We start from the raw sequence: 25,011 nt of genomic DNA on the forward strand, positions 1-25,011 counted from the left end.
GCGACTGAAGGATGTCCCCATGATCCGCCGGCATACCATCGCTGACCTGCTGCGGCGCTCGGCCGCCCGCCACCCCGCCAAGACCGCCGTCGTCTACGGTGACCTGCGCCAGAGTTACGCCGACCTCGATCTGATGGTCAACCGCACGGCGAACGCGCTGGCGGCGCGGGGCGTCGGCAAGGGCGACCGGTTCGCGGTGCTGAGCCACAACAACCACGCGTTCGTGGTCGCGTATTTCGCGCTGGCCCGGCTGGGCGCGATCTCCGTGCCGATCAACTTCATGCTGGGGAGCGACGAGGTCGCGTACATCCTGGAGCATTCGGGCGCGACCGGGATGCTGGTGGAGGAGGGGCTGCTGCCGGTGGCCGACGCCGCGGCGGGCCCGCGGGTCACCGTGCGCGGGGTGATCGGCGCGGCGGCGGACGGCTGGGAGCCGTTCGCGACCTGGGCGGCCTGCGACGACGCGTCGGAGCCGCAGGTGGACATCGCCGACGACGACCCGATCCAGCTCATGTACACCAGCGGCACCGAGTCGCGCCCCAAGGGCGCCACGCTGTCGAGCCGCAGCCTGATCTCCCAGTACGTCACGTGCGTGGCCGACGGCGAGATGAGTCCCGGCGACGTCGAGGTGCACGCGCTGCCCCTCTACCACTGCGCGCAACTGCACTGTTTCCTCACGCCCGGCATCTACCTGGGCGCCACCAACATCATCCTGCCAGGAGCCACCCCCGCGGTGATCCTGGCCACGATCGAGGGCGAGCGCGCGACGAAGCTCTTCTGCCCGCCCACCGTCTGGATCGGCCTCCTCCGCCACCCCGACTTCGGCCGCCGCGACCTGTCGTCGTTGCGCAAGGGCTACTACGGCGCCTCGATCATGCCCGTCGAGGTGCTGAAGGAGATCGCCGCCCGCCTGCCCGAGGTGCGCCTGTTCAACTTCTACGGCCAGACGGAGATGGCCCCCGTCGCCACGATCCTCGGGCCCGACGAGCAGCTCACCCGGCTGGGCTCGGCGGGCAGGCCCGCCCTGAACGTCGAGACCAGGATCGTCGACGACGAGGACAGGCCGGTGCCGCCCGGCGTGGTCGGCGAGATCGTGCACCGCAGCCCGCACGCCATGCTCGGCTACTGGAACGACCCCGCCAAGACGGAGGAGGCGTTCCGCGGCGGCTGGTTCCACAGCGGAGACCTGGGCGTCATGGACGCCGACGGCTACCTGTCCGTGGTCGACAGGAAGAAGGACATGATCAAGTCGGGCGGTGAGAACGTGTCGAGCCGCGAGGTCGAGGAGGCCATCTACCAGCATCCGGAGGTCGCGGAAGCCGCCGTCTTCGGCGTGCGGGACGAGCGGTGGATCGAGGCGGTGACGGCCGCCGTGGTGCTGCGCGAGGGCGCCGGGGTGACGGCCGACGAGCTGATCGTGTTCCTGCGGGAGCGGCTGGCCGCCTTCAAGACCCCCAAGCGGGTGGTGTTCGTGGAGTCCCTGCCCAAGAACGCCTCGGGCAAGGTGCTCAAGCGGGAACTGCGCGACCGGTTCTGACCGGCCGCCCCGGCGGCCGGTCAGCGGTGGTCAATTCACGTACGCCGCCACGACCCAGCGGACCGGCCGGTTGGTGGCCTCACCCCACAGGCCCACCTTCCCGGTGATCGTCACCTTCTCGCCCTTGGGCACCCTGTGCTCGGCCATCGCCATCGGGAAGGGGCCGCTCTTCCAGGTGCCGCAGTCAGCGGTCGAGCCGGTGTCCTTGCCGTTGATCCGGTAGGTGAACCAGATGCGGCGGGCCAGGTCGCCCGTGCAGAGCTGTTCCAGGCCCAGCTTCCCGCCGGGGCTCCTGACCACCAGCTCGAACGAGCGCTCCTTCGTCCACGTGCCGCCCGTCCCGGCGGCAAGTCTCATACCGGCCAGCTTGGCAGGCGGGGAGCGCAGCTCGCCGGGCTCGACCGGCTCGGCGGGCGGCGTCCACTCGTAGACGGCCAGGCTCCAGGCGGCCCAGTGCGGCTTGACCGGCTCGCACTTTCCGCCCTTCTTCTCGCGTACGCAGCCGTACCCGGTTATTTCGGTGTCGAAGGTGACGGTGACCTCTGTGGCGCCCTCCGGTACGACCAGCGGTCTGAGCTCCATGTCCTTCCCACATCTCAGGAAGCTGGCCCGGTGGGGCCTGCCGTTCACGGCGACGTGCGGCGGCTGGCTCCCTGGCCTGCCCTGGCACAACCCGGCCAGGTCCAGCGGCCTGCCGGTGACGGGGACGGTGACCGACGCCTTCTGACCGCCCTTGGCCGCCAGCTCGGCCGTGGCCACCCGCCGGTACTCGGTGCCGTCACCGGAGGTGAACGTCTCGGGCAGCTCGGCCGCGGGCCTGGCCGCCGCGGTGATCTCCTGGGCGGAGGGCTCGGCCGCGCCGGGGAGGAGGGAGACGCCGAGCACCACGGCCGCCGCCACCGCCGCGCCGGCCATCGCGCCCCGCCGGACGCGGGTCCTGCGGATGCGGGAGCGGATCTGGTCGTGCCGGTGCGGGTTCGGGGGCGCCGGGGCCCCGGCCCGCTCCCGCAGGACGTCACGCAGGTCGTGCGCGCTCATCGGTGCAGCTCCTTCACGATCGATTCGTCCACTCGCAGCTTGGCCAGCGCCTTGGCGCACTGGCTCTTGACCGTGCCCTCCTGGCAGCCCAGGATCCTGGCCACCTCGGCCACCGGCAGGTCCTCGTAGAACCGCAGCACGACGACCGCGCGCTGCCGGGCGGGCAGGCGGCCGACCGCCTGCCACAACTCCTCCCGCTCGCCGCCGGGAGGATCGTGCGCCACGGCGTGGGGCAGGTCGTCGCTGGGCAGCTCCCTGCGCCACCTGCGCCGCCACCAGGACGTGTACGTGGTCACCAGGACCCTGCGCACGTACGCCTCGGGCTCGTCGATGCCCGGCCAGGCGAACCAGGCCTTGGCCAGTGACTCCTGCAGCAGGTCCTCGGCGACCCCCCAGTCGCGGGTCAGCAGGTACGCGGTGCGCAGCAGCCGATCGGACCTGGTCGCCACAAAGTCATGAAATATCGCCCTATCCGCCAACGTGAGATGCCTCCTCGAAGCTTGCTGACGGTAGTGACGCATCGAGCGTGGCGTCAGGTTGCCCCCGCGCGCAACCGGCGCCGCCGGCCGGGGGGAACCGGCGTCAGGGGGTCTCGGCGCGCGTGACCGTGAACGGCACCAGCTCGCCCAGCCCGCGCACCGACAGCCGGTCGACCGCCCGCAGCCGGAACTCCCGGTCGCCCTCGAGCTCCTCCGCCAGCTGCGGATCGGCCAGGATCGTGCCGGGCAACGACAGCGCGGTGAGCCGGCTGGCCAGGTTGACCGTGGTGCCGAACACGTCGCCCATGCGCCACATCACCGGCCCCGCCGCCAGCCCCACCCGCAGTTCCGGCATGTCCTTGCCGCGCGCGTGCGTCTCCACCAGCCGCACCGCGATGTCCGCCGCCACGTGCGCCTCATCGGCCACGAACAACACCGAGTCGCCCAGCGTCTTGATCACCCGCCCGCCGGACGAGGTCACGATGTCGGCCGAGCGTCCCTCGAACCTGTCGACCAGCCGGGCCAGCTGGCCGAGGGTGATCTGCCGGCTCAGCCGGGTGAACGCGACCAGGTCGGCGAACCCGACGGACAGCCGTACGGCGCTCATGTCCTGGCCCGCGATGCGCCCCGCGGCGGCGGCGAGCTGGCGTTGCCAGGCGTAGACCAGCAGCCGCGCCAGGTCGGGCACCACGAGCTCCGCCCGCCTGCGCCACGCCCGCGACCGCTCCTCCAGCGGCACGCCCGCCTGGTCGAGCGACTCCACGCCCACCTCGGCCTGCGACTCGGCCAGCCTGGTCGTGGCCCGGCCGATGGAGCGGGCGATCAGCAGCATGTGCTCCTCGTCGTAGGCGCCGGAGCCGACCATGCGCAACATCGTCTTGAGCGCCTCGACGTCGGAGTCGGTGAACTCGACCGCGTCGTCGGCCACGTTGGGGAACCCGAGGGCGCGCCAGAGCCGCCGCGCGCGGTAGACCGGCACCCCCGCCATGTCGGCGACCTGGTGGCTGGTGTAGCGGCGCGGCTCGCGCAGGAACGCCTCGCGCAACGCGTCCCCATCATCGAGCGGCACGTGGGCAAGATAACATTCGGGGCCCCGGGTCAGGTGACCAGTGCGGAGTCAGCGCGATCACTCCAGCAGGGCTCGCAGGGCCGGACGTTCACCGTCCGGCACGTAGTCCGCGTAATAGTCGTACATCGCCCTGCGGGTCAGCCGGGCGGCCAGCGGCCCGTCGCCCGCGCGCACCGCCGCCAGCACCTCCTCGTGGTGCTTGATCGTCTGCCGCATCAGCGCCGGCCGGTCGGGGGCGGCGGCGAGCTTCTCCGAGATCAGCCCGAGCACGATCGAGCGGACGACGTCGGTGCAGATCTGGATCAGCTTGTTGCCGCTGGCCCGCGCCACCACGTCGTGGAAGGAGACGTCCTCGGCCACGAACGCGTCGTGGTCCGTCGCGGCGCGCATGCGCGCGACGGCCGCGCCCATCTCGTCGAGCTGCCCGTCGGTGCGCAGCCGGGCGGCCAGCAGGCTGGCCGACGAGTCGAGCACCATCCTGAACTGCACCAGCTCGGCCAGCGACAGCTCCTCCACCCTGGCCAGCGTGGTCATCGACTTGTGCAGGGCGGCGGGCGTGAACGGCAGCACCTCCGCCCCGTGGGGATCGCCGGGACGCGACCGGACCAGGCCGCGCGCCTGCAGCACCCGCAGCGCCTCGCGCACGGTGGACCGGCTGACCGAGAACTGCACCATCAGGTCGCGTTCGCTGGGCAGCCGCTCGCCGGGGCTGAGCGCGCCGCTCTCGATGGCCTCCTCGACCTGCTCCACGACCCGCTCGTAGGCGCGTACGGCACGCACCGGCTCGAACCGCGGACCACCCATGCAATCCCCCTTGACCCGAGCCGCCGACGACTGGCAATGTGCAGCCTACTGGTCCGACCAGTGCACTAGCCAGGAGGCTGAAGATATGAGGCGCATCGGCATCTGGATCGCCGTCGGCGGTCTCCTGCTGGCCACGGCCGCCTGCGGCGGCGGCGACGGCGGTGAATCCGCGTCCGGCACCCCCGAGGCCAAGTCGCTGGCCGTCGGGTTCGTGGCCGAGCCGGCCAACCTCGACTTCACCTCCACCGAGGGCGCCGCGATCCCGCAGGCGCTGCTCGTCAACGTCTACGAGGGCCTGGTCAAGCTCGACCAGGCCGGCGAGATCGTGCCGCTGCTGGCCGAGAAGTGGGAGGTCTCCGACGACCGGAAGACCTACACGTTCACGCTCCGCGAGAACGTGAAGTTCTCCAGCGGTGCGCCCTTCACCGCCGACGACGTGGTGTTCTCGCTCGACCGGGTGAAGTCCGACTGGAAGCTCAAGATCAAGTCGCAGCTCGACGTCGTCGACAAGGTGGAGAAGAAGGACGACTCCACCGCCGTGGTCACGCTCAAGCAGCCGAGCAACGGCTTCCTCTACTCGATGGCCACCAGGCTGGGCGCGATGTTCAGCCGCACGGGAGTGTCCGACCTGGCCGGCAAGCCCGTCGGCACCGGCCCGTACGTGCTCGGCTCGTGGCGCCGTGGCGACTCGATCGAACTCGACGCCAACCCCTCCTACTGGGGCACGAAGCCGCCGCTGTCGTCGATCACGCTGAAATACTTCAAGGACGCGACGGCGATGAACAACGCGCTGCTCACCGGCGGCATCGACGTCATCTCCAGCGTGCAGGCGCCCGAGTCGCTGCAGCAGTTCGCCGACCCCGGCCGCTTCGAGGTCATCGAGGGCACCACCAACGGCGAGGTCGTGTTGTCGATGAACAACGGCCGCCCGCCGTTCGACGACAAGAAGGTCAGGCAGGCCGTCCGGCACGCCATCGACCACAAGGCGCTGCTCGACACCGCCTGGGCCGGGCGCGGCGAGCTGATCGGCTCGATGGTGCCGCCCACCGACCCCTGGTACGAGGACCGCACCGGCGACTACCCCTACGACCCGGCCAAGGCCAAGCAGCTCCTTGGCGGCAAGACGTACGACGTCAAGATGCGCATCCCCAACCTGCCGTACGCGGTGGCCAGCGCCCAGGTCGTCAAGTCGCAGCTGGCCCAGGTGGGCATCACGGCCGAGATCGAGCCGCTGGAGTTCCCCGCCCGCTGGCTGGACCAGGTGTTCACGAAGGGCGACTACGACCTGTCGATCATCAACCACGTCGAACCCCGAGACATGGGGATCTTCGCTGACAAGTCCTATTACTTCGGTTATGACAATCCCGAGTTCGGCAAGCTCCTCGCCTCCGCCGACCAGGGCACCGAGCAGGAGCAGGCCGACGACCTCAAGCAGGCCGCCAAGCTCCTGTCCGACGACGCCGCCGCCGACTGGCTCTTCCTCTTCCCCAACCTGATCGTGGCGAAGAAGGGCGTCACCGGCCTGCCGAAGAACGCCATCTCGGAATCCTTCGACTTCACCGCACTCGCCAAACAGTGACCCTCTACCTGCTCAAACGCCTGGCGGTGCTGCTCGCCAGCACCGCCGTGGCCGCCGTCGTGGTGTTCGCGTTCATGGCGCTGCTGCCCGGCGACCCGGCCGAGATCGCGCTCGGCGTCAACGCCACGCCCGAGGCGGTGGCCGCGCTGCGCGAGCAGTTCGGCACCGACCGGCCGCCCGTCGTGCAGTTCCTCGACTGGTCCGGAGGTCTCCTCCAGGGCGACTTCGGCACCTCCTACGTGACCAGCTCGCCCATCGGGCCGCAGATCGGCGAGCGGCTCGGCGTGACGGCCGTGCTCGTGCTCGGCGGCATGGCCGTGGCGCTGGCCGTCGCGGTGCCGCTGGGCACGTACGCCGCCGTGCACCACCGCGACCCGCTCGGCGCGGCGATCAGCGCGGCCAGCCAGGTCGGCATCGCGATCCCGGCGTTCCTGGCCGGCATCCTGCTGGTCTTCGTGTTCGCGGTGCAGGCCCAGGTGCTGCCGTCCGGCGGCTACGTCCCCTTCACGGAGGACCCGGGGGAGTGGCTGCGCGGCCTCCTGCTGCCGTGGGCGTCGCTCGGGCTCGTCCAGGGCGCGGTGCTCACCCGCTACGTGCGCAGCGCCGTGCTCGACGTCATGCGGGAGGACTACCTGCGCACCGCCCGCGCCAAGGGCCGCGGCAGCACCGGCGCGCTGTGGCGCCACGGGCTGCGCAACGCCTCCGTCCCCGTGGTCACCGTGCTCGGCCTGCAACTGGCCACGCTGCTGATCGGCGCGGTCGTGGTCGAGCGGGTCTTCGTCATCCCCGGGCTCGGCGACCTGCTGCTGAACGGCGTCGCGGGGCGCGACCTGCTGCTCGTCCAGGGCGTGGTGATGGTGCTGGTGGCGGCCGTCCTGCTGATCAACTTCGTGGTGGACGTCGCCTACCACCTGCTCGACCCGAGGCTGCGGTGAACCGGAGGGTGCGATGAGGGGCAGGACGAACGCCGGGCTGGTCGCGGGCGGCACGCTCGTCGGGCTCGTGGTGCTGACGGCCGTGGCGTCCTTCTTCTGGACGCCGCACGACCCGACGCTCGTGGACGCCGCGCAGAAGCTGCGCGAGCCGGGCGGCGGCTACCCGCTCGGCGCCGACAAGTTCGGCCGCGACACCTTCAGCCAGCTCATGGTCGGCGCGCGTACCACCCTCTACGTCGGCATCGTGGCCGTCGGCATCGCCGCCGCGCTCGGCGTCCCGCTCGGCATGATCGCCGGGATGACGCCGCGCGGCTGGCTCTCCGAGCTGATCATGCGGGTCAACGACCTGGTGTTCGCCTTCCCCGCTCTGCTGCTCGCCGTGATGTTCGGCGCGGTCTACGGGGCCGGCACGCTCACCGCCATGATCGCGATCGGGGTGGCCACCGTGCCCGCGTTCGCCAGGGTGGCCCGCGCCGCCACCCTGCAGGTCATGGTGACCGACTACGTCATGGCCGCCAGGGCCGCGGGGCGCCGGCGGCCCGCCATCGCCGTGCGGCACGTGCTGCCGAACATCGGCTCGATGCTGATCGTGCAGGCGTCGGTGTCGTTCGCGATCGCGATCCTGGCCGAGGCGGCGCTGTCGTTCCTCGGCTTCGGCACCCGCCCGCCCACGCCCTCGTGGGGCCGGATGTTGCAGGAGTCGCAGGAGTTGTTGTTCTCCACCCCGCGCCTGGCGCTCTGGCCAGGCCTGGCGATCGCGCTGGCGGTGCTCGGCTTCAACCTCCTCGGCGACGGCCTGCGCGACTATCTGGACCCGAAGCTCAGGAGGATCCGGTGAGCACGCTGAGGGTCGAGAAGCTGACCGTCAGGGCCGGATCGCTGGAGCTCGTGCGCGAGGTCTCCTTCACGATCGCGCCCGGCGAGCGGGTCGGCCTCATCGGGGAGTCGGGGTCGGGCAAGTCGCTGACCGCGCTGTCGCTCATGGGCCTGCTCCCCGAGGGCGTCACCGCCTCGGGCACCGCCAGGCTGGGCGACCGCGACCTGGCCGGCGTGCCGGAGAGCCGGGTCAAGGACCTGCGCGGGCGCGAGGTGTCCATGGTCTTCCAGGAGCCCATGACCGCGCTCAACCCGCTCATGCGCGTCGGCGCCCAGGTGGCCGAGGTCATGACGCTGCACGGCACGCCGCGTCAGGAGGCCCGCGAACGCGCCGTCGCGATGCTGGAACGCGTACGCCTTCCCGAACCGGCCCAGGTCGCCCGCGCCTACCCCCACCAGCTCTCCGGCGGCCAGCGGCAGCGCGTCATGCTCGCCATCGCCCTGGCCAACGGACCAGGCCTGCTCATCTGCGACGAGCCCACCACCGCGCTCGACGTCACCGTGCAGAAGCAGATGCTCGAGCTGATCGCCGAGGTCGCGCCCGCGCTGCTGTTCATCACCCACGACCTCGCCGTCGTCGCCTCCGTCTGCGAGCGGGTCCTCGTCATGTACGGCGGCCGCGTCGTCGAGAGCGGCCCCATCCGCGAGGTCTTCGCCCGCCCCCGCCACCGCTACACCGAAGGGCTGCTGGCCGCCTCCAAGCTCCCCCCGCGCGGCACCCGGCTGCCCACCATCCAGGGCAGCGTCCCGTCGGCGGGCCGGTTCCCCGGCGGCTGCGTGTTCAGGAACCGCTGCCCGCACGCCACCCCCGCGTGCGAGGCGGCGCCGGCGCTGACAGGAGACGGACATGCCTTCGCATGCTGGCACCCCGCTGATTGAGGCGAGCGGCCTCAACCGCGTCTACCACCGGCCCCGCACCTCGCTCGCCAGGCCGGGCGCCGCCGTCCACGCGCTGCGCGACGTGTCGCTGACCGTCCGGCGCGGGGAGCGGTTCGGCATCGTCGGAGAGTCCGGGTCGGGCAAGTCCACGCTCCTGCGGCTGCTGTGCGCGCTCGACCGGCCCACCAGCGGCTCCATCCGCTTCGACGGGCAGGAGATCGCCGGCCGGCCGGAGAAACGGCTGCGGTTCCTGCGCGAGAACCTCCAGATCGTCTTCCAGGACCCGATGAGCTCGCTCGACCCCCGCATGCGCGTACGCGACCTCGTCGCCGAGCCGCTCGTCGCCCTCGGCCTGCCGGCCGGCGACCGCGTGAGCGAACTGCTGGCCGAGGTCGGGCTGCCGCCCGAGGCCGCCGGCCGCTACCCCCACCAGTTCTCCGGCGGGCAGCGGCAGCGCATCGCGATCGCCCGCGCGCTCGCGCCCCGGCCGAAGGTGCTGGTCGCCGACGAGCCGGTGAGCGCCCTGGACGTGTCCGTACGCGGGCAGATCCTCAACCTGCTGGCCGACCTCGTCGACGAGCTGGGCCTCACGCTCGTCTTCGTCTCGCACGACCTGTCCGTGGTGCGGCACGTGTGCGAGACGGTCGCGGTCATGAGCGAGGGCGAGATCGTGGAGACCGGGCCCGTGGACGACGTCTGGGAGGCGCCCGCCCACCCGTACACGCAGGAGCTGCTGCGCGCCGTACCGACATTGGAGGGTTTGTGGTGATCGAGGTCGACGCCGAGGGCGTGGTGGAGTTCACGCGGGCGCTGGTGCGGATCCCCAGCACCAACGACCCGGCGCGCGGCCGCGACGAGCGGCCCGCCGCCGAGCTCGTCGCGGCGAAGATGCGCGAGTGGGGCTGGGAGCCGGTCGTGTACGAGGCCGCGCCAGGACGGCCCAACGTCGTGGCGGTCGTCGAGGGCGGCGGCGGCGACGGGCCGACCCTGATGTTCGAGGGCCACACCGACGTGGTGACCGAGGGCGACCTGTCCACGTGGACCGTCGACCCGTTCGGCGGCGAGATCCGCGACGGGCGGTTGTGGGGCCGCGGCAGCGCCGACATGAAGTCCGGTCTCGCGGCCACCCTCTACGCCACCCGCGCCCTGCAGCTCGCTGGACCGTTCCCCGGCCGGGTCAAGGTGTGCGCGCTCGCCGACGAGGAAGGCCTCATGCTCGGCGCGCACCACTTCGTCGCCGAAGGCCTGGCGGCCGACGTGGACGGCGCGATCGTCGCCGAGCCCGAGGCGGGCGAGATCTGCGCCGTCGCCAAGGGCGCGCTGCGGCTGCGCGTCGACCTCACCGGCAGGATGGCCCACGGCGCGATGCCGCAGCACGGCCGCAACCCCATCCAGGCCGTGGGCGAGCTCCTCGCCGGCCTGCGGTCCCTGCAGGACGAGCTCCAGGCGTCGCACCCGGCGCACGAGCACCTCGGCGAGGTGTACGTGACGCCGACCGTGCTGCGGGCCGGGTCCGAGGAGCAGGTCAACGTCATCCCCGCGCTCGCCTCCGTCTTCGTCGACGTGCGGACCGTCCCCGGGGTCGAGCACAAGGTCATCGCCGAGCGGGTGGCGGCCCTCGCCTCCCGCGACGGGATCACCGCCGAGGTGTCGACGCTGGTGGACCGGCCGCCGGTGGACGTGCCCGTCTCCGACCCGGTCGTCGCGGCGCTGGCCGCCGCGCACCGCACCGTGACCGGGCGGGAACCGGTGTACGGTGGCGTGCCCGGCTCGACCGACGGGACCGTGCTGACCCACTGGGGCGGCGTCCCCTCCGTCGTGTACGGGCCGGGCGGCAAGTGGATCGCGCACCAGGCGGACGAGTTCGTCGAGATCGCCGAGATCGTCCGGTGCGCCGAGGTGTTCGCCGAGGCCGCCCGCCGGTTCCTGACCGGAGACCACTGATGCGCTCGGGCCCCGCCAACGCGCTGGTGGACGTCCCCGGCCTGCGCGTCGGCCACGCGCAGCGGGTCGGCGGCGGCCACCGCACCGGCACCACCGTGGTCGTGGCGCCCGCCGGGGGCGCGGTGGCCGGGGTCGACGTACGCGGGGCGGCGCCCGGCACCCGTGAGACGGAGCTGCTCGACCCGCGCAACCTGGTGGAACGCGTGCACGCCGTGGTGCTGTCGGGCGGGAGCGCGTTCGGGCTCGGGGCGGCGTGCGGGGTCGTCGACCGGCTCGCCGACGCGGGCATCGGGTATCCGGTGGAGGGCGGCGCCGTACCGATCGTCCCGGCGGCCGTCATCTTCGACCTCGGGCGGGGCGGCACTTTCCGCGCCGTCCCTGACGCGGCGCTGGGCGCCGCCGCCTATGACGCCGCCCTTTCCCCGGCGGCAACCCGCGACGCGCCGGCCGCTTCCCGCCCGCCGGTGACCGCCCTTTCCGACGAACGACCGGCCCTCCGGCCCCGTGAAGGGACAGTGACCCAGGACGGCGGGGTGTCGTGCACGACGGCGCCGGCGACGGCCAACGGGTCGGTCGGGGCCGGGACCGGCGCGGTGGCGGGCGGACTGGCCGGGGGCCTGGGAACGGCCAGCGCCGTGCTCCCCGACGGCACGACGGTGGCGGCCCTGGCCGTCGTGAACGCCGCGGGCTCCGTTCTCGACCCCGCCGACGCCACCCTCTCCGGCGCCAGGTACGGCCTGCCCGGGGAGTTCGCCTTGGAGCCTCCCACGCCGGAGGAGGCCGCGGCCTGGCGTCCGGAGAAGGCGCCGTCGTTCAACACCACCATCGGCGTGGTGGCCACCGACCTCGCCCTCACCAAGGCCCGGTGCGGCAAGCTCGCCGCGGTCGCCCACGACGGCCTGGCCAGGGCGATCAGGCCGGCGCACACCATGACCGACGGCGACACCATCTTCGCCCTGGCCACCTGCGCCCGCCCCGCCCCCGACCACGACGTGCTCCAGGACGCCCTGGCGGCGGTGGCCGACGTGTTCAGCCGCGCCGTGGCGCACGCCGTGCTGGCCGCGACCGGCCGCGAGGGCGCGCCCGCGTACCTCGACGTGTTTCCCAGCGCCCTACGGAAAGAGCCATGAGCATCGAGCAAGCCTGGCCCGCCGGACTGCCCATCGGCGACGGATGGACGGAGACCGCGGCAACCACCGACGTGATCTTCCCCTACGACGGCACCCGGGTCGCCGCGGCCCCGCTGGGCACGCCGGCGCACGCCCGGCAGGCCCTCGACGCGGCGCTGGCCGCCGCCCCCGCCATGGCGGGCCTGCCCTCGCACGCCCGGCGGGCCGCCCTCACGCACGCCCACGACGCGCTGGAGGCGGCCCGCGAGGAGTTCGAGCGGCTCTTGGTGCTGGAGACCGGCAAACCGCTGGCCGACTGCAAGGTCGAGGTCGCGAGGACGCTGGTCACCCTGGCCACGGCCGCCGAGGAGGTCGCCAGGCTGCACGGGGAGACCGTGCCGCTCGACCTGCTGCCGTCGGGGGAGGGCCTGATCGGGTTCTGGACGCGCCGGCCGATCGGCGTCGTCGTCGGCATCACCGGCTTCAACTACCCGCTGCTCCTCGCCGCGCACAAGATCGCCCCGGCCGTCGCCGCCGGCTGTCCCGTGATCGTCAAGCCGGCGCCCGCGACCCCGCTGGCCACCCTCTGGCTGGTCCACCTGCTGCGCTCGGCCGGCGCGCTTCCCCCGGCCGCCGTGCAGCTCGTCACCGGGGACGTCGAGGTCGGCAGGACCCTGGTGGAGGACCGGCGGATCGGCGCGGTCTCGTTCACCGGCTCGGCCGCGGCGGGCCACGCCATCGCGCGCGGCGCCGCCCCCACCAAGGTGCTGCTGGAGCTCGGCTCGAACGCGGCGCTCGTGGTGGCGGCCGACGCCGACCTGGAGGCCGCCGCCGACGCGGTCGTGCGCGGCGGCTACTACGCCTCCGGCCAGGCGTGCATCTCGGTGCAGCGGGTGCTGGTCGAGGAGCCCGTACGCGACAGGTTCCTCGCCCTGCTGGCCGAGCGCGTCAAGGGCGTCACCGTCGGCGACCCGCGCCTGCCGGGCACCCGCGTCGCCCCGCTCATCGACGAGGCGGCCACCGACCGCGTGCTCGCGTGGATCTCCGCCTCGGGAGCGCAGCCGGTCACCGGCGGGCACCGCGTCGGACGCGCCCTGGCGCCCACCGTGCTCGCCGACGTCCCCGACGGCGCCGACGCCTGGGACGAGGAGATCTTCGGCCCCGTGGTGTGCGTGCGCCAGGTGCCCGACCTCGACGCCGCCTTCGCCGCGGTCAACGCCTCGCGGTACGGCCTGCACGCGGCGGTCTACACCCGGTCGCTGGCCACGGCGTTCGCCGCCGTCGAGCGGATCGAGGCCGGGGGAGTGGTGGTCAACGACGTGCCCGGCTTCCGGGCGGACAACATGCCGTACGGCGGCGTGAAGGACTCGGGCGCCGGCCGCGAGGGCCCGCGGTTCGCCATCGAGGAGCTGACCGTCACCAGGATGGCCATCATCCGGCCGCAGGCGTGACGCGCCGGCCCCGCCTCCGGTAGGCGGCGAAGGCGGCGCCGCACAGGAGCGCGAGCAGCACCGTGGTCGGCAGCCCCGTGAACGGGCCGGCCGTGGCGGGCTCTCCCAGCAGCGGGCTCGCCTGCGGCTGGGAGAGCAGCACCATGGCGAGCTGCGGCGGGCCCTGCCCGGGTGCGGCCACCACGAAGACAAGGGACGCCAGCCAGAGCGGTGTCGCGTGGAAGGCCATGGCCGCCCACAGGCTGCCGCCCATCAGCGTGAGCAGCGCCGCCAGCACCGACCAGAGCACCAGGTTGGCGGCCAGCACCCAGGTGAACCGGTGCAGGGGAGAGATCAGCATCAGCGGGCCGGCGAAGTGGAACAGCGCGAACGCCCCCGACGAGATCGCGATGCCCGCCGTCGTCCCCCAGCGTGTGGTGGCGCTGCGCAGGATCCAGCCCCGGTAGAGGATCTCCTCGATCGAGATCATCACGATCCTGCCCAGGTAGAACGCCGGCAGCAGGTACGCCAGCGCCGCGAGCGGCGTGCCGGAGGCCACCAGCGTGTCGTCCACCCGCAGGTTCCCGATGGCGGCCTGCAACGCCAGCCACCCCGCGATGAACGCCGTCCCCAGGCCGAAGCCGGCCGCGTGCTGCCTCCAGGCGAGCCCGTCCCACGTGAGGCCGAGCGAGGCGGCGAACGGCCGCCGCTCGTAGAACCGCACCCAGGCCCAGAGCAGCAGGAAGATGGGCGCGTGGCCGAGCACGGGCTGCAGCACGGCGAAGACGGCGATGAGCGGCGGCGACGGCTGCGTCCCCGCCAGCAGCGCACCCAGCGTCCGGAAGAGCAGCATGCCCGCGAGCAGGCCGGCCGCGTAGATCAGTTGCGCCAGCAGAACGGTGAGCAGGGGATGGGTGTCACGTCCGATCCCCCTCGAAGTGACGGCAGGAGAAGTCATGCCGCCGAAGGTAGGCAAACGCCGCGCGAGGCGAATCCCGCCGGCGACCTGTCCGGGTACGACCCTGAGCTATGTCGCTGGTCATGTTCCCCTGCCGGGGGCGGAGAACGGCCCGGCCCTGGTGTTAGCGTGATGCCGTGGCTGGAGGTGATCGCTGGACCCACGGCACCGACACGCGGGCCCCCTACGTGCTGACCGCGCTGTGCGCCTTCGCGAGTCTGGTGTTGTTGTTGAGCGCGCTGTACGCCGCCGCGGCGGGCAAGGGGACATGGCTGTTCGCCGTGCCTCCCGTGGCGCTGCTGCTCCTGTGGCCCTTTCTGCACTGGAACCGCGGCGCCTCGCCGGCCCGCAAGGCGGTCAGCCTGCTGTTCATGCTGGCCGCGCTCGCGGGCGTGCTCAGCGGCAGCTCCGCGTCGGGCTACCCGCTGATCGCTGTCACGATCGTGCACGCCATGTGCGTGTTCGGCGTCCTCGGGGGCGCCGGGTTCAGCGTGGTGCTGGTCGCCGGCGGGTTCGTCGGCAGCATGCTGGTGCGGGGCCCGTACGAAGCCGGCTGGGCGGTCGCTGAGACGGTCATCATCGCGGCGTTCGTCGTTCTGGCGCTGGTCACCGCGCACACGCTGCTCGACGCGCGGCAGCGCGCCCGCGAGACCGAACGCCTGCTCGGCGAGCTCAGCGAAGCCCACGCGGAGCTCGGTCGCTACGCCGCCAGGGTGCGCGAGCTGACCGTGGCCGAGGAACGCGCCCGCATGTCCCGAGAGATGCACGACTCCGTCGGCCACTACCTGACCGTGATCAACCTCGGCCTGGAGAACGCCCAGCGATACCGGGAGACCCGGCCCGACGACGCGTGGGCGGAGGTACGCCAGGCCCAGCGGCTCACCATGGAGGCGCTGGCCGACACCAGGCGCTGGGTACGCGCGCTGAAACCGCTTGCTCTCGAAGGGCGGGCCGGGCCCGCGGCCATGGCGGAGCTGGCCAGGTCGTTCGAGGGGACGGGTCTCGAGGTCACGTTCCGCGCGGCGGGAGCCGGGCCGACGCTCGGCGAGGAGGCCGAGCTGGCCCTCTACCGCACGCTGCAGGAAGGCCTGACGAACGCGGCACGCCATTCGGGCGGGCGCAAGGTCGAGGTCGTGCTGGTGTCCTCGGACGACGAGGTCACGCTGTCCATCGCCGACGACGGCCGCGGAGCCCCCGCCGGCGACGGCCACCCGGCGGGGGACGACGGCGACCCGACAGGCGGCGGAGAGGGCGGCGAGGGCCGCGCCCAGCGTGTGGTGGGCGGTGAGCGCGGGCTCGCCGGCCTGCGGCAGCGGATCGCGGCGCTGGGCGGCACGCTCACCGCCGGAGCCGCGCCCGGCGGCGGGTTCGTGGTGCGCGTGAGCCTGCCCGCGCGAGCGGAGGTGGGCGTGTGACCGTGCGGGTGCTGATCGTGGACGACCAGGTCCTCATGCGCGAAGGGTTGCGCAAGCTGCTGGAGATCGAGGAGGGCATCGAGGTGGTGGGCGAGGCCGCCGACGGCGTCGCCGCGCTCGACCTGCTCGACGCCGCCCGGCCCGACGTGGCGCTGGTCGACGCCCGGATGCCCCGGATGGACGGCATCGAGCTCATCGCCCGGCTCGACGTGCCCGCGATCATCCTGACGACGTTCGACGACGACGACTACATCTTCGGCGGCCTGCGCGCCGGCGCCCGCGGCTACCTGCTGAAGGACACCCCGCCGCACGAGCTGGTGGCGGCCATCCGCAAGGCGGCCCGCGGGGAGACGGTGCTCGGCGGGGTCGCGGCGGAGCGCGTGGTCGCCGAGCTGCGGCGGGCGCCCGCCGCCCGCGACCTCGGCGAGGAGCTGTCCGAACGCGAACGCGAGGTGGCGGTGCTGGTGGGCCAGGGCGCCACCAACCGCGAGATCGCCAGGCGGCTGTTCATCACCGAGGGCACGGTGAAGAACCACATCTCCAGCATCCTGCGCAAACTCCGCCTGCGCGACCGCACCCAGCTCGCCATCAGAGTCTCCCGAGGGGGATCGTCGCCTTGAGGCGACGGGGGAATCGGGAGCGGGAGGGCCGTCAAGGCCCGAGCGTGCCCTGACCTGTCAGGTCCGCGCATCACGGATGTCCTTCCTGGTTTTGTCGGCGCCGGCCGGCATCGTGGCGGTGTCGTTACCGATCGTGATGGGAGGTGGGTGTGCGCAGGTCGTTCACGTTCCTGCTGCGCCCCACCGCCCGGGAGGTCGGCAGCGCTCGCGGCGTGCCTGGAGGACCACCGCACGCTCTACAACGCCGCCTTGGAGCACCGCCGCACCGCCTGTGCCAGGGCGGGCGTGGCCGTGCGCGGGCCCATCGTCATCGTCGTGCGAAGGGGGTAACGGTTCGAGCTGTGGCCTGCGGTTTCATCGTGGAGCTGTTCGGGTGATCATGTTGACAGCGCGGTCGATGTCCTGCGGCATGAGGTCCGCTCGTGCGGACAGCCGCAGCCGTGAGATCCCGTCCGGGACCGATGGCGGGCGAAAGCAGCCGACCGCGATTCCGGCGTCCCGGCAGGCGATGGCCCAGCGCACGGCAGCGTCGGCGTTCTCGGCGAGTACGGACAAGACGCATGCCTCGGGCCGTGGCGTGTCCAGCCCCGCTGCGGCGAGCCTGGCGTGCAGCTCGCGTGCGGTGTTGCGGGCCTTGGACGGGCGCGCGGGGTCGCGGCGCAGCAGCCGGAGTGCCGCCAGCGCGGCGGCGGTCCGGCAGCTGGCCCGCCGCCCCCGACCTGGCCACCCGCTGCAACCTGACCGATCTGCCAGCCGTCGCGAACGCACCTCTCCTGGGGGCCCTGCCAGAACGCTGTGCGAAACACGATCGCAAAGCGTTCCTCCCCCTAGCTCGCGCCTGTCTCGCCCCAGAACTCGGCGGCATGTGGAATCACCGCGAATTCCTTGCCCAACATCCCGAAACCGGTCAGCTGTGCGCAGCACCGTCCGGATGACCTCGGTGTCCCGATCCCGCACGGTCCACAGCGGCCGGCCGCCAGCGCCGTACCCAGACTCCGGCTTGTCGTCGCTCACGCCTTCTCCGTAAGCGAATCGACACCACAGCCGCAGAGTCATGCATCGTCGCAGATCAGGCATATCCGTTGGAAATTTCTCCAGGCCTGCGGCGAAGTCCGACGTGGCCGGTCCGACCCGGCCGCGGACCCGGTCGGCGCGCCGGCGGTCAGTTCGGGGGGTCGAAGCGGCCGTCCACGGCGGTCCAGCCGCCGTCGACGTACAGGACCGAGCCGGTGACGAAGCTGGCCGCGTCGCCCGCCAGGTAGACCACGGCGCCGGCCATCTCCTCGGCCGCCGCCCACCGGCCGAGCGCGCTCTTGGCGGCGTACGCGTCGTACCAGCCAGGGTCCTTCTTGATCTGCTCGGTCAGCGGCGTCTCCACCACGCCGGGCGCGATCGCGTTGACCCGCACCCCGTGCGGCCCGAACTCGGCCGCGGCGGTCCGCAGCAGCTGCACCAGCCCGGCCTTGGTGGCGGAGTAGACGCTCTGCCCCGGCTCGGTGACGGACGCCCGGATCGAGGCGAACCCGATGATCGAGCCGCGCCCCCGCTCCACCATGCCCGCCCCGAACGCCCGCACCACGTCGAACGAGCCCCGCAGGTTCAGCCCCACCACCCGGTCGAACTCCTCGCCGGTGTAGTCGAGCAGCCGCTTGCGCACGTTGGTCGCGGCGGTGAACACCAGGACGTCGGCGGGTTCCTCGTCGGCGAGCCGGCGCACGCCGGCGGAGTCGAGCACGTCGACCAGCCGCGCACGGCCCGCGCACCGGCCGGCGGTCTCCTCCGCCGCAGCCAGGTCACGGTCGGCGCACACCACGGACGCCCCGTGAGCGGCCAGCGCCAGCGCCGCCTCCCTGCCGATCCCGCTTCCCGCCCCGATCACCACGGCCCGCCGCCCGTCCAGGCGGAACAGCGCGTCATATCTCATACGAGGCACCCTAACGACTGGTCAGACCAGTGCACCAGGTCCCCCGCCCCACGCGGGCTCCGTTCACGGCCGCCAGCCGGAGCGCAGCAGTTCGTACTCCACCTCGCCCTGGTCGGAGCCCGGGATGGGGTCGGGCCAGTCCTCGAAGAACGTGCGGACGAACGTCAGCCCGCATCTCTCCATGACGCGCCGGGAGCCGAGGTTGACGGCCATCGTCCTGGCGAACACCCGATGGGCGCCCAGCTTCTCGAACGCCTCGCGGATCAGCGCCCGCGAACCCTCGGTCGCGTACCCCTTGCCCCAGGCCCGCTTGTGCAGCCGGTAGCCCAGCTCGGGCTCGTCGGCCGGCCCGCCCTCGGGTGCGCGCAGGTGGAACCAGCCGATGAACTCTCCCGAGGGCTTCTCGTGGGCGGCGAAGAAGCCCGTGGCGATGAATCGGGGCAGCGTCTCGCCGGTGATCACCTCGCGTGGCGTCGGCTTGCCGCCGTTGAGGTAGCGCATGACGTCGGGGTCGTTGTGCAGGGGGAAGAGGAGGTCGGCGTCGGACTCGGTGAAGCGGCGCAGGATCAGCCGCTCGGTCTCCAGGTGAACGTGCACGGGGCAACGGTAGCCAGCCGGATCGTGCGGGCTCGACAGATTTTCGCGCGGCCGTCCGCGCGCCGGCCGTCGGCCGGCCGCCGCACGGGCGGAACGGCGTTCCCTGCTAGCCTTCCCCCGGAGAACGGCATTCTCCGTCCGCCGCCGTGCGCGCCGCCCAGGAGGCGCTCGGCCGGCTGGGCGTCACGCCGTCGCGCGCGTGAGAGGGGGCCGGGTTGGCCGGCGACAGCTTCGACATCGCGGGCGTGCTGAGCGTCAGACGCCTCGGATACGGCACCGGCATGCTCACCGGTCCCGGCTACTGGGGGCCGCGCATGGAGCCCGGCCAGGCGGTGGCCCTGCTGCGCCGGGCCGTCGAGCTCGGCGTCACGCTCATCGACACGGCCGACAACTACGGTCCCGGCCTGGCGGAGGAGCTGGTCGCGCGGGCGCTGCACCCGTACCCCGGCGGGCTGGTGCTGGCGACGAAGGGCGGCGTGGTCCGCACCGCGCCGAACGTCTGGCACGTCGCCGGGCGGCCCGAGCGGCTGCGAGCCATGTGCGAGGCGAGCCTGCGCCGCCTGAGGACCGAGACCATCGACCTCTACCAGCTCCACCGGCTCGACCCGGAGGTGCCGATGGCCGACCAGCTGGGCACGCTGGCCGAGTTGCGGCGCGAGGGCAAGATCCGGCACATCGGCCTCGACACGGTCACCGCCGAGGAGCTGGCGCGAGGGCTGGAGATCACGGAGATCGCCTCCGTGCAGAACCGCTACAACCTGCTCGACCGGGAGTCCGAACCGGTGTTGCGGATGTGCGAGGAACGAGGGCTGGGATTCCTGCCGTGGTTCCCGCTGGGGAACGGCGCGCTGGCCGGGCCGGGCGCGGCCGGACCGGCGAAGGTGGCGCGGCGGCACGGCGCCACACCCGGGCAGGTGGCGCTGGCGTGGCTGCTGCACCGTTCGCCGGTCATGTTGCCCACGCCCGGCACGGGCTCCCTCGCCCATCTGGAGGACAACCTCGGCGCCGCGCACGTCTCGCTGGCCCCCGACGATCTCGCCGTCCTCGACCGGCTCGGCGGATGACGGTCGCCGCGCGTTCACGTTCCTGGCACGGAGACGGCCCGCGCGTGCCGGTTCCGCACGGACTCCGTCGGGCGGCTTGCGGGAGTTTCGTCAGGAGGCTTACGATCTGCGGATGATCAACATGGCACGGCCCGCGTACGACGAGCTCGTGGCCCGCCTCGGGGCGCCGCTCGGCGTGGAGGACGCCCGCGCCCGCTGGGGTTCGCTCGTGCGGGAGGCCAGGAGCGGCGCCATCACGCTCATCACCAGGGAGCGCTCGGAATGGGCCGCCCTGGTGCCGCTGTCCGAGGTGTCCGGGCTGCTGAGCGGCCTGCCGCTGGTGCCGGTGTCGACGGCCCGCGGCAAGCTCGGCGACCTCGTACGCCAGGTCGCCCATCCGTACGAGCACGAGCCCGTGCTGCTGTCCCGGCACCGACGCCCCGTCGCCGCCCTGGTCGCGGCCGCGCGGTTGATCGACGGCCCCGCTCCCCGCCATCTGCCCACCGCCGACGTGATGCTGCTCGGCGGCGGCACCATCGTCCTCGCCCTCGACGCGCACGGGCGGACCACCGCCACCGTGCGCGACCAGGAGGGCGCCGAGGTCGCGTTCGGCTCGGGCGACAGCATCGGCCAGGCGCTCGACGCGCTGGAGGACGACTGATCAGGCCGGCCTGATCACCGCGTCGGGTCCGGGGAAGACGAGGTGCTCGCTCCCGTCATCGAACCTGACGATGTAGGGCGGGGTGCCGTCAGGGCCGCGGATCTCGATGATCTCGCCCTTCCTGTCTCCCTGGCCCACGACATGACCGTGGACGATCAGCGTGTCGCCGACGTTCGCCTGCATGGTGACTTCCCCTCGGCCGGCTCTGGAGGCTCACTCCCACACTGCACCAGGCGGGCGGCTGCGCAAAGACGACTGGCCGTGGGGGTTGAGGTCAGCGTGCGAGCTCTTCCACGACGCCGGTGAAGCCCTCGTCGCCGCGGCCGTCGGCGATGCGCCGGTTGACGAGGGCCAGCAGGTGTTCGAGCGGGGCGGTGCCGAGCTTGGCGGCGGCGCGTAGCCGGACGAGGTGCTCCAGCACTGGGGCGTGCTCGGTCAGCGAGGCCGGGCCCCGCGGGTAGGAACGGTCGCGCACCTCGCGGGCCGTCTCCTGGGCCGCCGCCACGACGTAGCCCATCTGCTTGGCCGCGAACGGCGCGAACGTCTCGGGCTCGACGCCCCCGGTCCCGCCGGCCAGCGCGAGGGCGTTGAGGTAGGCGAGCGTGGTGTCGTACCAGAGGCCGAGCAGCGCGAGGTCGTACAGCCCGGCCTGGCCGGGGTCCTCGCCGACGTGGTGGGCCGTCCCGAGCGGCTCCAGTGCCGGGCGGCAGGCCGCGAACGCCCGCGCCGGGCCGCTGTAGATCAGCGTGGCGGCCGGGGTGCCGATGTCCGCGGGGCCCGCCTGGACGACCGCGTCGAGGTGGACGGCGCCGTGCTCGCCGGCCCACGCGGCGCTCTCGCGGGCCTCGTCGGGGATGCCGGTGGAGAAGTCCGCCAGGGTACGGCCGGCCGCGGCCGCGCCCCCGGCGGCCAGCACCTCCATGACCGCGTCGTGGCCGGTCAGGCAGAGGACGACGAGGTCGCTCGCCGCCATGGCGTCCGCGACCGTGGCCGCGTGCCGCGCTCCGCCGGCCACGAGAGGGCCGGCTTTGGCGGGGGAGCGGTTCCAGACCGTGGTCGGGTGCCCGTGCTCCAGGAACGTGCGGGCCAGGGCGGCGCCCATGGCGCCGAGGCCGAGCACCGTCACGGAGAGATCGTTCATGGGGAAAGCCTCTCTTATTACATTACGGGTCGAAACGAAACATAAGGGTTAGACTCGGGCTCGTGCAACCACGTCAGGAGGGGCGGGCGGCGCGTGCGGGCCGCCCGCGCGACCCGCAGATCGGCCGGACCGTGCTGGACGCGACGCTGGCGGTGCTCGACGAGGCCGGCTACACCCGGCTCACCATCGAGGAGGTCGCCCGGCGCGCCGGCGCGACCAAGCCGGCGATCTACCGCCGCTGGCCCGATCGGCGGCGTCTCGTCCTGGCCGCGCTGGCGACGCGGCTCGGCACCGCCCGCGCGCCCGACACCGGCTGCACGCTCTGCGACCTCAACGAGGGGATCAACGTGTTCGTCGCGGCATTCCGGCGGATCAGGCCCGGCGTGCTGGGGCCGCTGTTCGCCGACTGCGCGGCCGAGCCGGAGACACGTGAGACGTTCATGGCGACGTTGTTCGACCCGCCGAGAGCGGCGGTGGCCGAGATGATCGAGCGTGCGGTGGCGCGCGGCGACCTGCGGGCCGACATCGACCGCGAGCTGGTGCTGGACATGCTGGGCTCGCTGGTGCACTACCGCGCGCTGTTCGGGCACGCGCCGATCACCGGGGACCAGGTGGAGAGCGCCGTCGCGGCGGTGCTGGGCGGGATCGCCACCGACTACCCGGCCCTGCTCGCGCACAGCCGCGAGGTCGCGGGCGATCCGCGGACCCACGCCGGTCACGGGTAGCCGGCCGGCTCCCGCCTTCAGCGCGCGGAGCGGGCTCCGGACGGTGATCCGGGGCCCGCTCCGCCGTGCTGCTCCCCGACCGGCCTCGGGCCGCCACCTGAATCAGGCGATCCCGGCGGAAATCCGGTTCCCCTTCGTACGGCTCCCACGGTATACCTAGGAGTCCTAGGTTTTGGCCTAGGGAGCCTAGGATGCTTTCGTGTCCCGAGAAGGAGTTTCGCCATGACAGACCCGACGACCGGCAGGCTGCGCGTCGACGGCGCGAGCCTGCACTACGAGGTGCGCGGCGAGGGCCCGCTCCTGCTTCTCATCCCCGGAGGGACGGGTGGCGCGGCGTCCTTCGACGGCATCGCCGGCGACCTGGCCGCCCACCACACGGTCGCCACCTACGACCCGCGCGGCATGGCCCGCAGCGCGCTGGACGATCCCGAGGCCGAACAGCGGGTGGCCGAGCACGCCGACGACGCGCTGCGGCTGCTGGACCTGCTGTCGCCCGGCGAGCCCGCCCGCGTCTTCGGCGCCAGCTCCGGCGCGATCGTCTCCCTGCACCTGCTCGCCACCCATCCCGAACGCGTCGGGCGCGTCGTCGCGCACGAGCCGCCGGTGGTGGAGGTCCTGCCCGACGCCGCCGAGCATCGAGCGCTGATCGCCCGCGTACGGGAGACGTTCGGAAACGAGGGACCCATGCCCGCCCTGGCCGTGTTCGCGGCAGGGCTGAAGAAGGGCGGCGCCGCCACCGAGCCGCCGGCCGGAGTCGAAGCACCGGCCGAAGCACCGGCCGAAGCACCGGCCGAACCGCCGGTCGAACCGCCGGGCGGGATCGAGCTCCCGCCGCAGGCGGCGGCCCGGGCCGAGCAGACGATGGCCGGCCTGCCGTACTTCATCGGGCGCATCGTGCCCGGCTTCATGTCCTACACCCCGGACGTCGACCGGCTGGCGGCGCTGCAGGACCGGCTCGTGCTCGCGTGCGGCCACGACTCGCGCGGCGAACTGCCCTACCGCCCGGCCGCGTTCCTGGCCGAGCGGCTCGGCATCGAGCTCGTGCACTTCCCCGGCGGGCACACCGGCCTGACCACGCACCCCGCCGAGTTCGGCGAGCTCCTTCTCAAGACCCTGCGCGCCTGAACACCGCGTGCAACCCCGGCGGCGGCCCGCCGCAAGGCCGACGACCTCACCCGCACCGATCCGAGAGGCACACACCGTGAGAGATCTTCCCGACCCGGCCACGACCGTCATCGACGGCCCGTCCGGCCGCATCGCCGTGGCCGACCACGGAGGGCACGGCCCCGACGTGGTGCTGATCCACGGAGCCAACCGCTCCTTGCTCGACTGGGAGCCGCTGCGCCGCCACCTGCCGGGAGCCCGGCTGGTCGCCTACGACCTGCGGGGCCACGGCCGTTCAGAAGCCCCGGCCGAGACTCCCGCCGGCGCCGGTTACGGCTGGGACGCGCACCTCGCCGACCTCGACGCGGTCGTCGACGCCCTGCGGCTGACCGACCCGTACGTCATCGGCCACTCCCTGGGCGGCATGATCGCCGTCTGCCATGGCGCGCGGCGGCCGGACTGCCCCGGAGTGGCGGACCTCGACGGGTTCGGCGGCGGACGGCCCGAGCTCTACCCCGGGCTGCCCGCGGAAGAGGTCGCCCGCCTCCGGGCCGCGCAGACCGCCATGCTGGCCGCGGCGCCGGCCGTGCTCACCGACGACCACGTGGAGACGATGATCGAGCACGTACGGCTGCGCGCCCAGGCCATGGGCATCGACGCGGACCTGGAGGAGGCGGGCGCCCGCCGCTGCCTGGCCTCCGACGGCCCGTCGGCGTGGCGGCGCAGGCCGGGGCCCGACGCCCAGGCCGCGCTGCTGGCGCCGCTGGACGGCTGGAGCGTCTTCGACGTGCTCCGGCGGACCCGCTGCCCGGTGCTGCTCGTCCAGGGCGGCCAGGCACCCCCGCTCGCCGGGCTGCCGGCCGAGTTCCGCGAGCTGGGCGAGGCTCTCATCGCCGGAGTCGGGCGCGAGCTCGCCGCCCTGCGGGGCCCTCGGCTGGAACGTGTGGCCGGGGCCGGACACCTGCTGCACCTCCAGGCGCCCGCCGCGGTGGGCGAGCTCGTCCGCACCCACCTCCTGAACGGCCGGCGCCCTTCTGGTGCGCGCCCGGCTCACAGGTAGACAACAGATTGCCCTTATGTCTTAACAAATGTTGACATGCCGTTCATCTGCTGGATAGAAAGCATTAACCATCCAGACAGGACG

The 25,011-nt window shown here is 73.0% G+C and carries 26 protein-coding genes; 16 read left to right on the forward strand and 10 right to left on the reverse strand.

Annotation, left to right across the window (positions count from 1 at the left end; genetic code table 11):
• Positions 1–19: 19 nt before the first annotated feature.
• A complete protein-coding gene (locus ABGB14_RS17985; protein WP_347644813.1) occupies positions 20–1,537 on the forward strand; it encodes an acyl-CoA synthetase in 1,518 nt (505 codons plus the stop codon).
• Between the two features lie 30 nt (positions 1,538–1,567).
• On the opposite strand, the gene ABGB14_RS17990 is transcribed toward ABGB14_RS17985, so the two are convergent.
• The 4 genes from ABGB14_RS17990 to ABGB14_RS18005 all read right to left on the reverse strand — a co-directional run bounded on the left by ABGB14_RS17990 (position 1,568) and on the right by ABGB14_RS18005 (position 4,927).
• Positions 1,568–2,575, reverse strand: coding sequence for a hypothetical protein (locus ABGB14_RS17990; RefSeq protein ID WP_347644814.1), 1,008 nt, complete (start codon positions 2,573–2,575; stop codon positions 1,568–1,570).
• Positions 2,572–3,096 (reverse strand): SigE family RNA polymerase sigma factor, encoded by a 525-nt coding sequence (locus ABGB14_RS17995; protein WP_347644815.1) that lies wholly within the window; start codon positions 3,094–3,096, stop codon positions 2,572–2,574. Before ABGB14_RS17995 ends, ABGB14_RS17990 begins: the two co-directional genes overlap by 4 nt.
• 61 nt (positions 3,097–3,157) lie before the next feature.
• Positions 3,158–4,123 (reverse strand): adenylate/guanylate cyclase domain-containing protein, encoded by a 966-nt coding sequence (locus tag ABGB14_RS18000; protein WP_347644816.1) that lies wholly within the window; start codon positions 4,121–4,123, stop codon positions 3,158–3,160.
• A gap of 57 nt (positions 4,124–4,180) precedes the next feature.
• Complete coding sequence (locus tag ABGB14_RS18005) at positions 4,181–4,927, reverse strand: FadR/GntR family transcriptional regulator (protein WP_347644817.1); 747 nt, start codon at positions 4,925–4,927, stop codon at positions 4,181–4,183.
• Between the two features lie 85 nt (positions 4,928–5,012).
• Here ABGB14_RS18005 and ABGB14_RS18010 point away from each other — a divergent pair, with 85 nt between their 5' ends.
• Genes ABGB14_RS18010 through ABGB14_RS18045 form a run of 8 tightly spaced genes read left to right on the forward strand, consistent with a single transcriptional unit; the run spans position 5,013 to position 13,700 of the window.
• Entirely contained in the window at positions 5,013–6,506 is a 1,494-nt protein-coding gene (locus ABGB14_RS18010) for an ABC transporter substrate-binding protein (protein ID WP_347644818.1), read from the forward strand.
• A complete protein-coding gene (locus tag ABGB14_RS18015) occupies positions 6,503–7,441 on the forward strand; it encodes an ABC transporter permease (protein ID WP_347644819.1) in 939 nt (312 codons plus the stop codon). Before ABGB14_RS18010 ends, ABGB14_RS18015 begins: the two co-directional genes overlap by 4 nt.
• Positions 7,442–7,454: 13 nt before the next feature.
• On the forward strand, positions 7,455–8,279 hold the full coding sequence (locus ABGB14_RS18020; RefSeq protein WP_347644820.1) for an ABC transporter permease: 825 nt from the start codon (positions 7,455–7,457) through the stop codon (positions 8,277–8,279).
• Positions 8,276–9,196, forward strand: a complete 921-nt coding sequence (locus tag ABGB14_RS18025) for an ABC transporter ATP-binding protein (protein ID WP_347644821.1) — start codon at positions 8,276–8,278, stop codon at positions 9,194–9,196. The genes ABGB14_RS18020 and ABGB14_RS18025 overlap by 4 nt, the downstream gene beginning before the upstream one ends.
• Complete coding sequence (locus ABGB14_RS18030; RefSeq protein ID WP_347644822.1) at positions 9,165–9,965, forward strand: ATP-binding cassette domain-containing protein; 801 nt, start codon at positions 9,165–9,167, stop codon at positions 9,963–9,965. Before ABGB14_RS18025 ends, ABGB14_RS18030 begins: the two co-directional genes overlap by 32 nt.
• Positions 9,962–11,140: a M20 family metallopeptidase gene (locus ABGB14_RS18035; RefSeq protein WP_347644823.1), complete on the forward strand. Its 1,179-nt coding sequence runs from the start codon at positions 9,962–9,964 to the stop codon at positions 11,138–11,140. Before ABGB14_RS18030 ends, ABGB14_RS18035 begins: the two co-directional genes overlap by 4 nt.
• Positions 11,140–12,270 (forward strand): P1 family peptidase, encoded by a 1,131-nt coding sequence (locus ABGB14_RS18040; protein ID WP_347644824.1) that lies wholly within the window; start codon positions 11,140–11,142, stop codon positions 12,268–12,270. Before ABGB14_RS18035 ends, ABGB14_RS18040 begins: the two co-directional genes overlap by 1 nt.
• Complete coding sequence (locus ABGB14_RS18045) at positions 12,267–13,700, forward strand: aldehyde dehydrogenase family protein (RefSeq protein ID WP_347644825.1); 1,434 nt, start codon at positions 12,267–12,269, stop codon at positions 13,698–13,700. Before ABGB14_RS18040 ends, ABGB14_RS18045 begins: the two co-directional genes overlap by 4 nt.
• Here ABGB14_RS18045 and ABGB14_RS18050 read toward each other — a convergent pair.
• On the reverse strand, positions 13,681–14,637 hold the full coding sequence (locus tag ABGB14_RS18050; protein ID WP_347644826.1) for a CPBP family intramembrane glutamic endopeptidase: 957 nt from the start codon (positions 14,635–14,637) through the stop codon (positions 13,681–13,683). The genes ABGB14_RS18045 and ABGB14_RS18050 overlap by 20 nt on opposite strands.
• Before the next feature lie 137 nt (positions 14,638–14,774).
• On the opposite strand from ABGB14_RS18050, the gene ABGB14_RS18055 reads away from it, so the two are divergent.
• Positions 14,775–16,052 carry a sensor histidine kinase gene (locus ABGB14_RS18055; protein ID WP_347644827.1) on the forward strand — a complete coding sequence of 426 codons (1,278 nt, stop codon included), beginning with the start codon at positions 14,775–14,777 and terminating at the stop codon, positions 16,050–16,052.
• Complete coding sequence (locus tag ABGB14_RS18060) at positions 16,049–16,672, forward strand: response regulator transcription factor (RefSeq protein ID WP_347644828.1); 624 nt, start codon at positions 16,049–16,051, stop codon at positions 16,670–16,672. Before ABGB14_RS18055 ends, ABGB14_RS18060 begins: the two co-directional genes overlap by 4 nt.
• Positions 16,673–17,026: 354 nt before the next feature.
• On the opposite strand, the gene ABGB14_RS18065 is transcribed toward ABGB14_RS18060, so the two are convergent.
• The 3 genes from ABGB14_RS18065 to ABGB14_RS18075 all read right to left on the reverse strand — a co-directional run bounded on the left by ABGB14_RS18065 (position 17,027) and on the right by ABGB14_RS18075 (position 19,193).
• Positions 17,027–17,440 carry an aminotransferase class I/II-fold pyridoxal phosphate-dependent enzyme gene (locus ABGB14_RS18065; protein ID WP_347644829.1) on the reverse strand — a complete coding sequence of 138 codons (414 nt, stop codon included), beginning with the start codon at positions 17,438–17,440 and terminating at the stop codon, positions 17,027–17,029.
• Between the two features lie 394 nt (positions 17,441–17,834).
• On the reverse strand, positions 17,835–18,596 hold the full coding sequence (locus ABGB14_RS18070) for an SDR family NAD(P)-dependent oxidoreductase (protein ID WP_347644830.1): 762 nt from the start codon (positions 18,594–18,596) through the stop codon (positions 17,835–17,837).
• A 63-nt stretch (positions 18,597–18,659) separates the two neighbouring features.
• Positions 18,660–19,193 carry a GNAT family N-acetyltransferase gene (locus ABGB14_RS18075; protein WP_347644831.1) on the reverse strand — a complete coding sequence of 178 codons (534 nt, stop codon included), beginning with the start codon at positions 19,191–19,193 and terminating at the stop codon, positions 18,660–18,662.
• A 215-nt stretch (positions 19,194–19,408) separates the two neighbouring features.
• Between ABGB14_RS18075 and ABGB14_RS18080 the strand changes: the two genes are divergently transcribed.
• Together ABGB14_RS18080 and ABGB14_RS18085 are read left to right on the forward strand one after the other, a co-directional pair.
• The gene (locus ABGB14_RS18080) at positions 19,409–20,257 is read left to right on the forward strand and encodes an aldo/keto reductase (RefSeq protein WP_347644832.1); all 849 of its coding nucleotides are present in this window, start codon (positions 19,409–19,411) and stop codon (positions 20,255–20,257) included.
• 112 nt (positions 20,258–20,369) lie between these two features.
• A complete protein-coding gene (locus ABGB14_RS18085; protein WP_347644833.1) occupies positions 20,370–20,897 on the forward strand; it encodes a type II toxin-antitoxin system prevent-host-death family antitoxin in 528 nt (175 codons plus the stop codon).
• Here ABGB14_RS18085 and ABGB14_RS18090 read toward each other — a convergent pair whose 3' ends face one another.
• Positions 20,898–21,080, reverse strand: a complete 183-nt coding sequence (locus tag ABGB14_RS18090; protein WP_347644834.1) for a DUF1918 domain-containing protein — start codon at positions 21,078–21,080, stop codon at positions 20,898–20,900. It abuts the gene before it with no gap.
• A 91-nt stretch (positions 21,081–21,171) separates the two neighbouring features.
• Positions 21,172–22,038, reverse strand: coding sequence for an NAD(P)-binding domain-containing protein (locus ABGB14_RS18095; protein ID WP_347644835.1), 867 nt, complete (start codon positions 22,036–22,038; stop codon positions 21,172–21,174).
• Between the two features lie 62 nt (positions 22,039–22,100).
• On the opposite strand from ABGB14_RS18095, the gene ABGB14_RS18100 reads away from it, so the two are divergent.
• From ABGB14_RS18100 to ABGB14_RS18110, 3 genes are all read left to right on the forward strand, one after another.
• Positions 22,101–22,763: a TetR/AcrR family transcriptional regulator gene (locus ABGB14_RS18100; protein WP_347644836.1), complete on the forward strand. Its 663-nt coding sequence runs from the start codon at positions 22,101–22,103 to the stop codon at positions 22,761–22,763.
• 222 nt (positions 22,764–22,985) lie between these two features.
• A complete protein-coding gene (locus ABGB14_RS18105) occupies positions 22,986–23,888 on the forward strand; it encodes an alpha/beta hydrolase (RefSeq protein ID WP_347644837.1) in 903 nt (300 codons plus the stop codon).
• A gap of 76 nt (positions 23,889–23,964) precedes the next feature.
• Positions 23,965–24,927: an alpha/beta hydrolase gene (locus ABGB14_RS18110; RefSeq protein ID WP_347644838.1), complete on the forward strand. Its 963-nt coding sequence runs from the start codon at positions 23,965–23,967 to the stop codon at positions 24,925–24,927.
• Positions 24,928–25,011 lie beyond the last annotated feature (84 nt).

Origin of the sequence: Nonomuraea sp. B10E15 (assembly GCF_039871615.1) — a bacterium.
Classification (GTDB): domain Bacteria; phylum Actinomycetota; class Actinomycetes; order Streptosporangiales; family Streptosporangiaceae; genus Nonomuraea.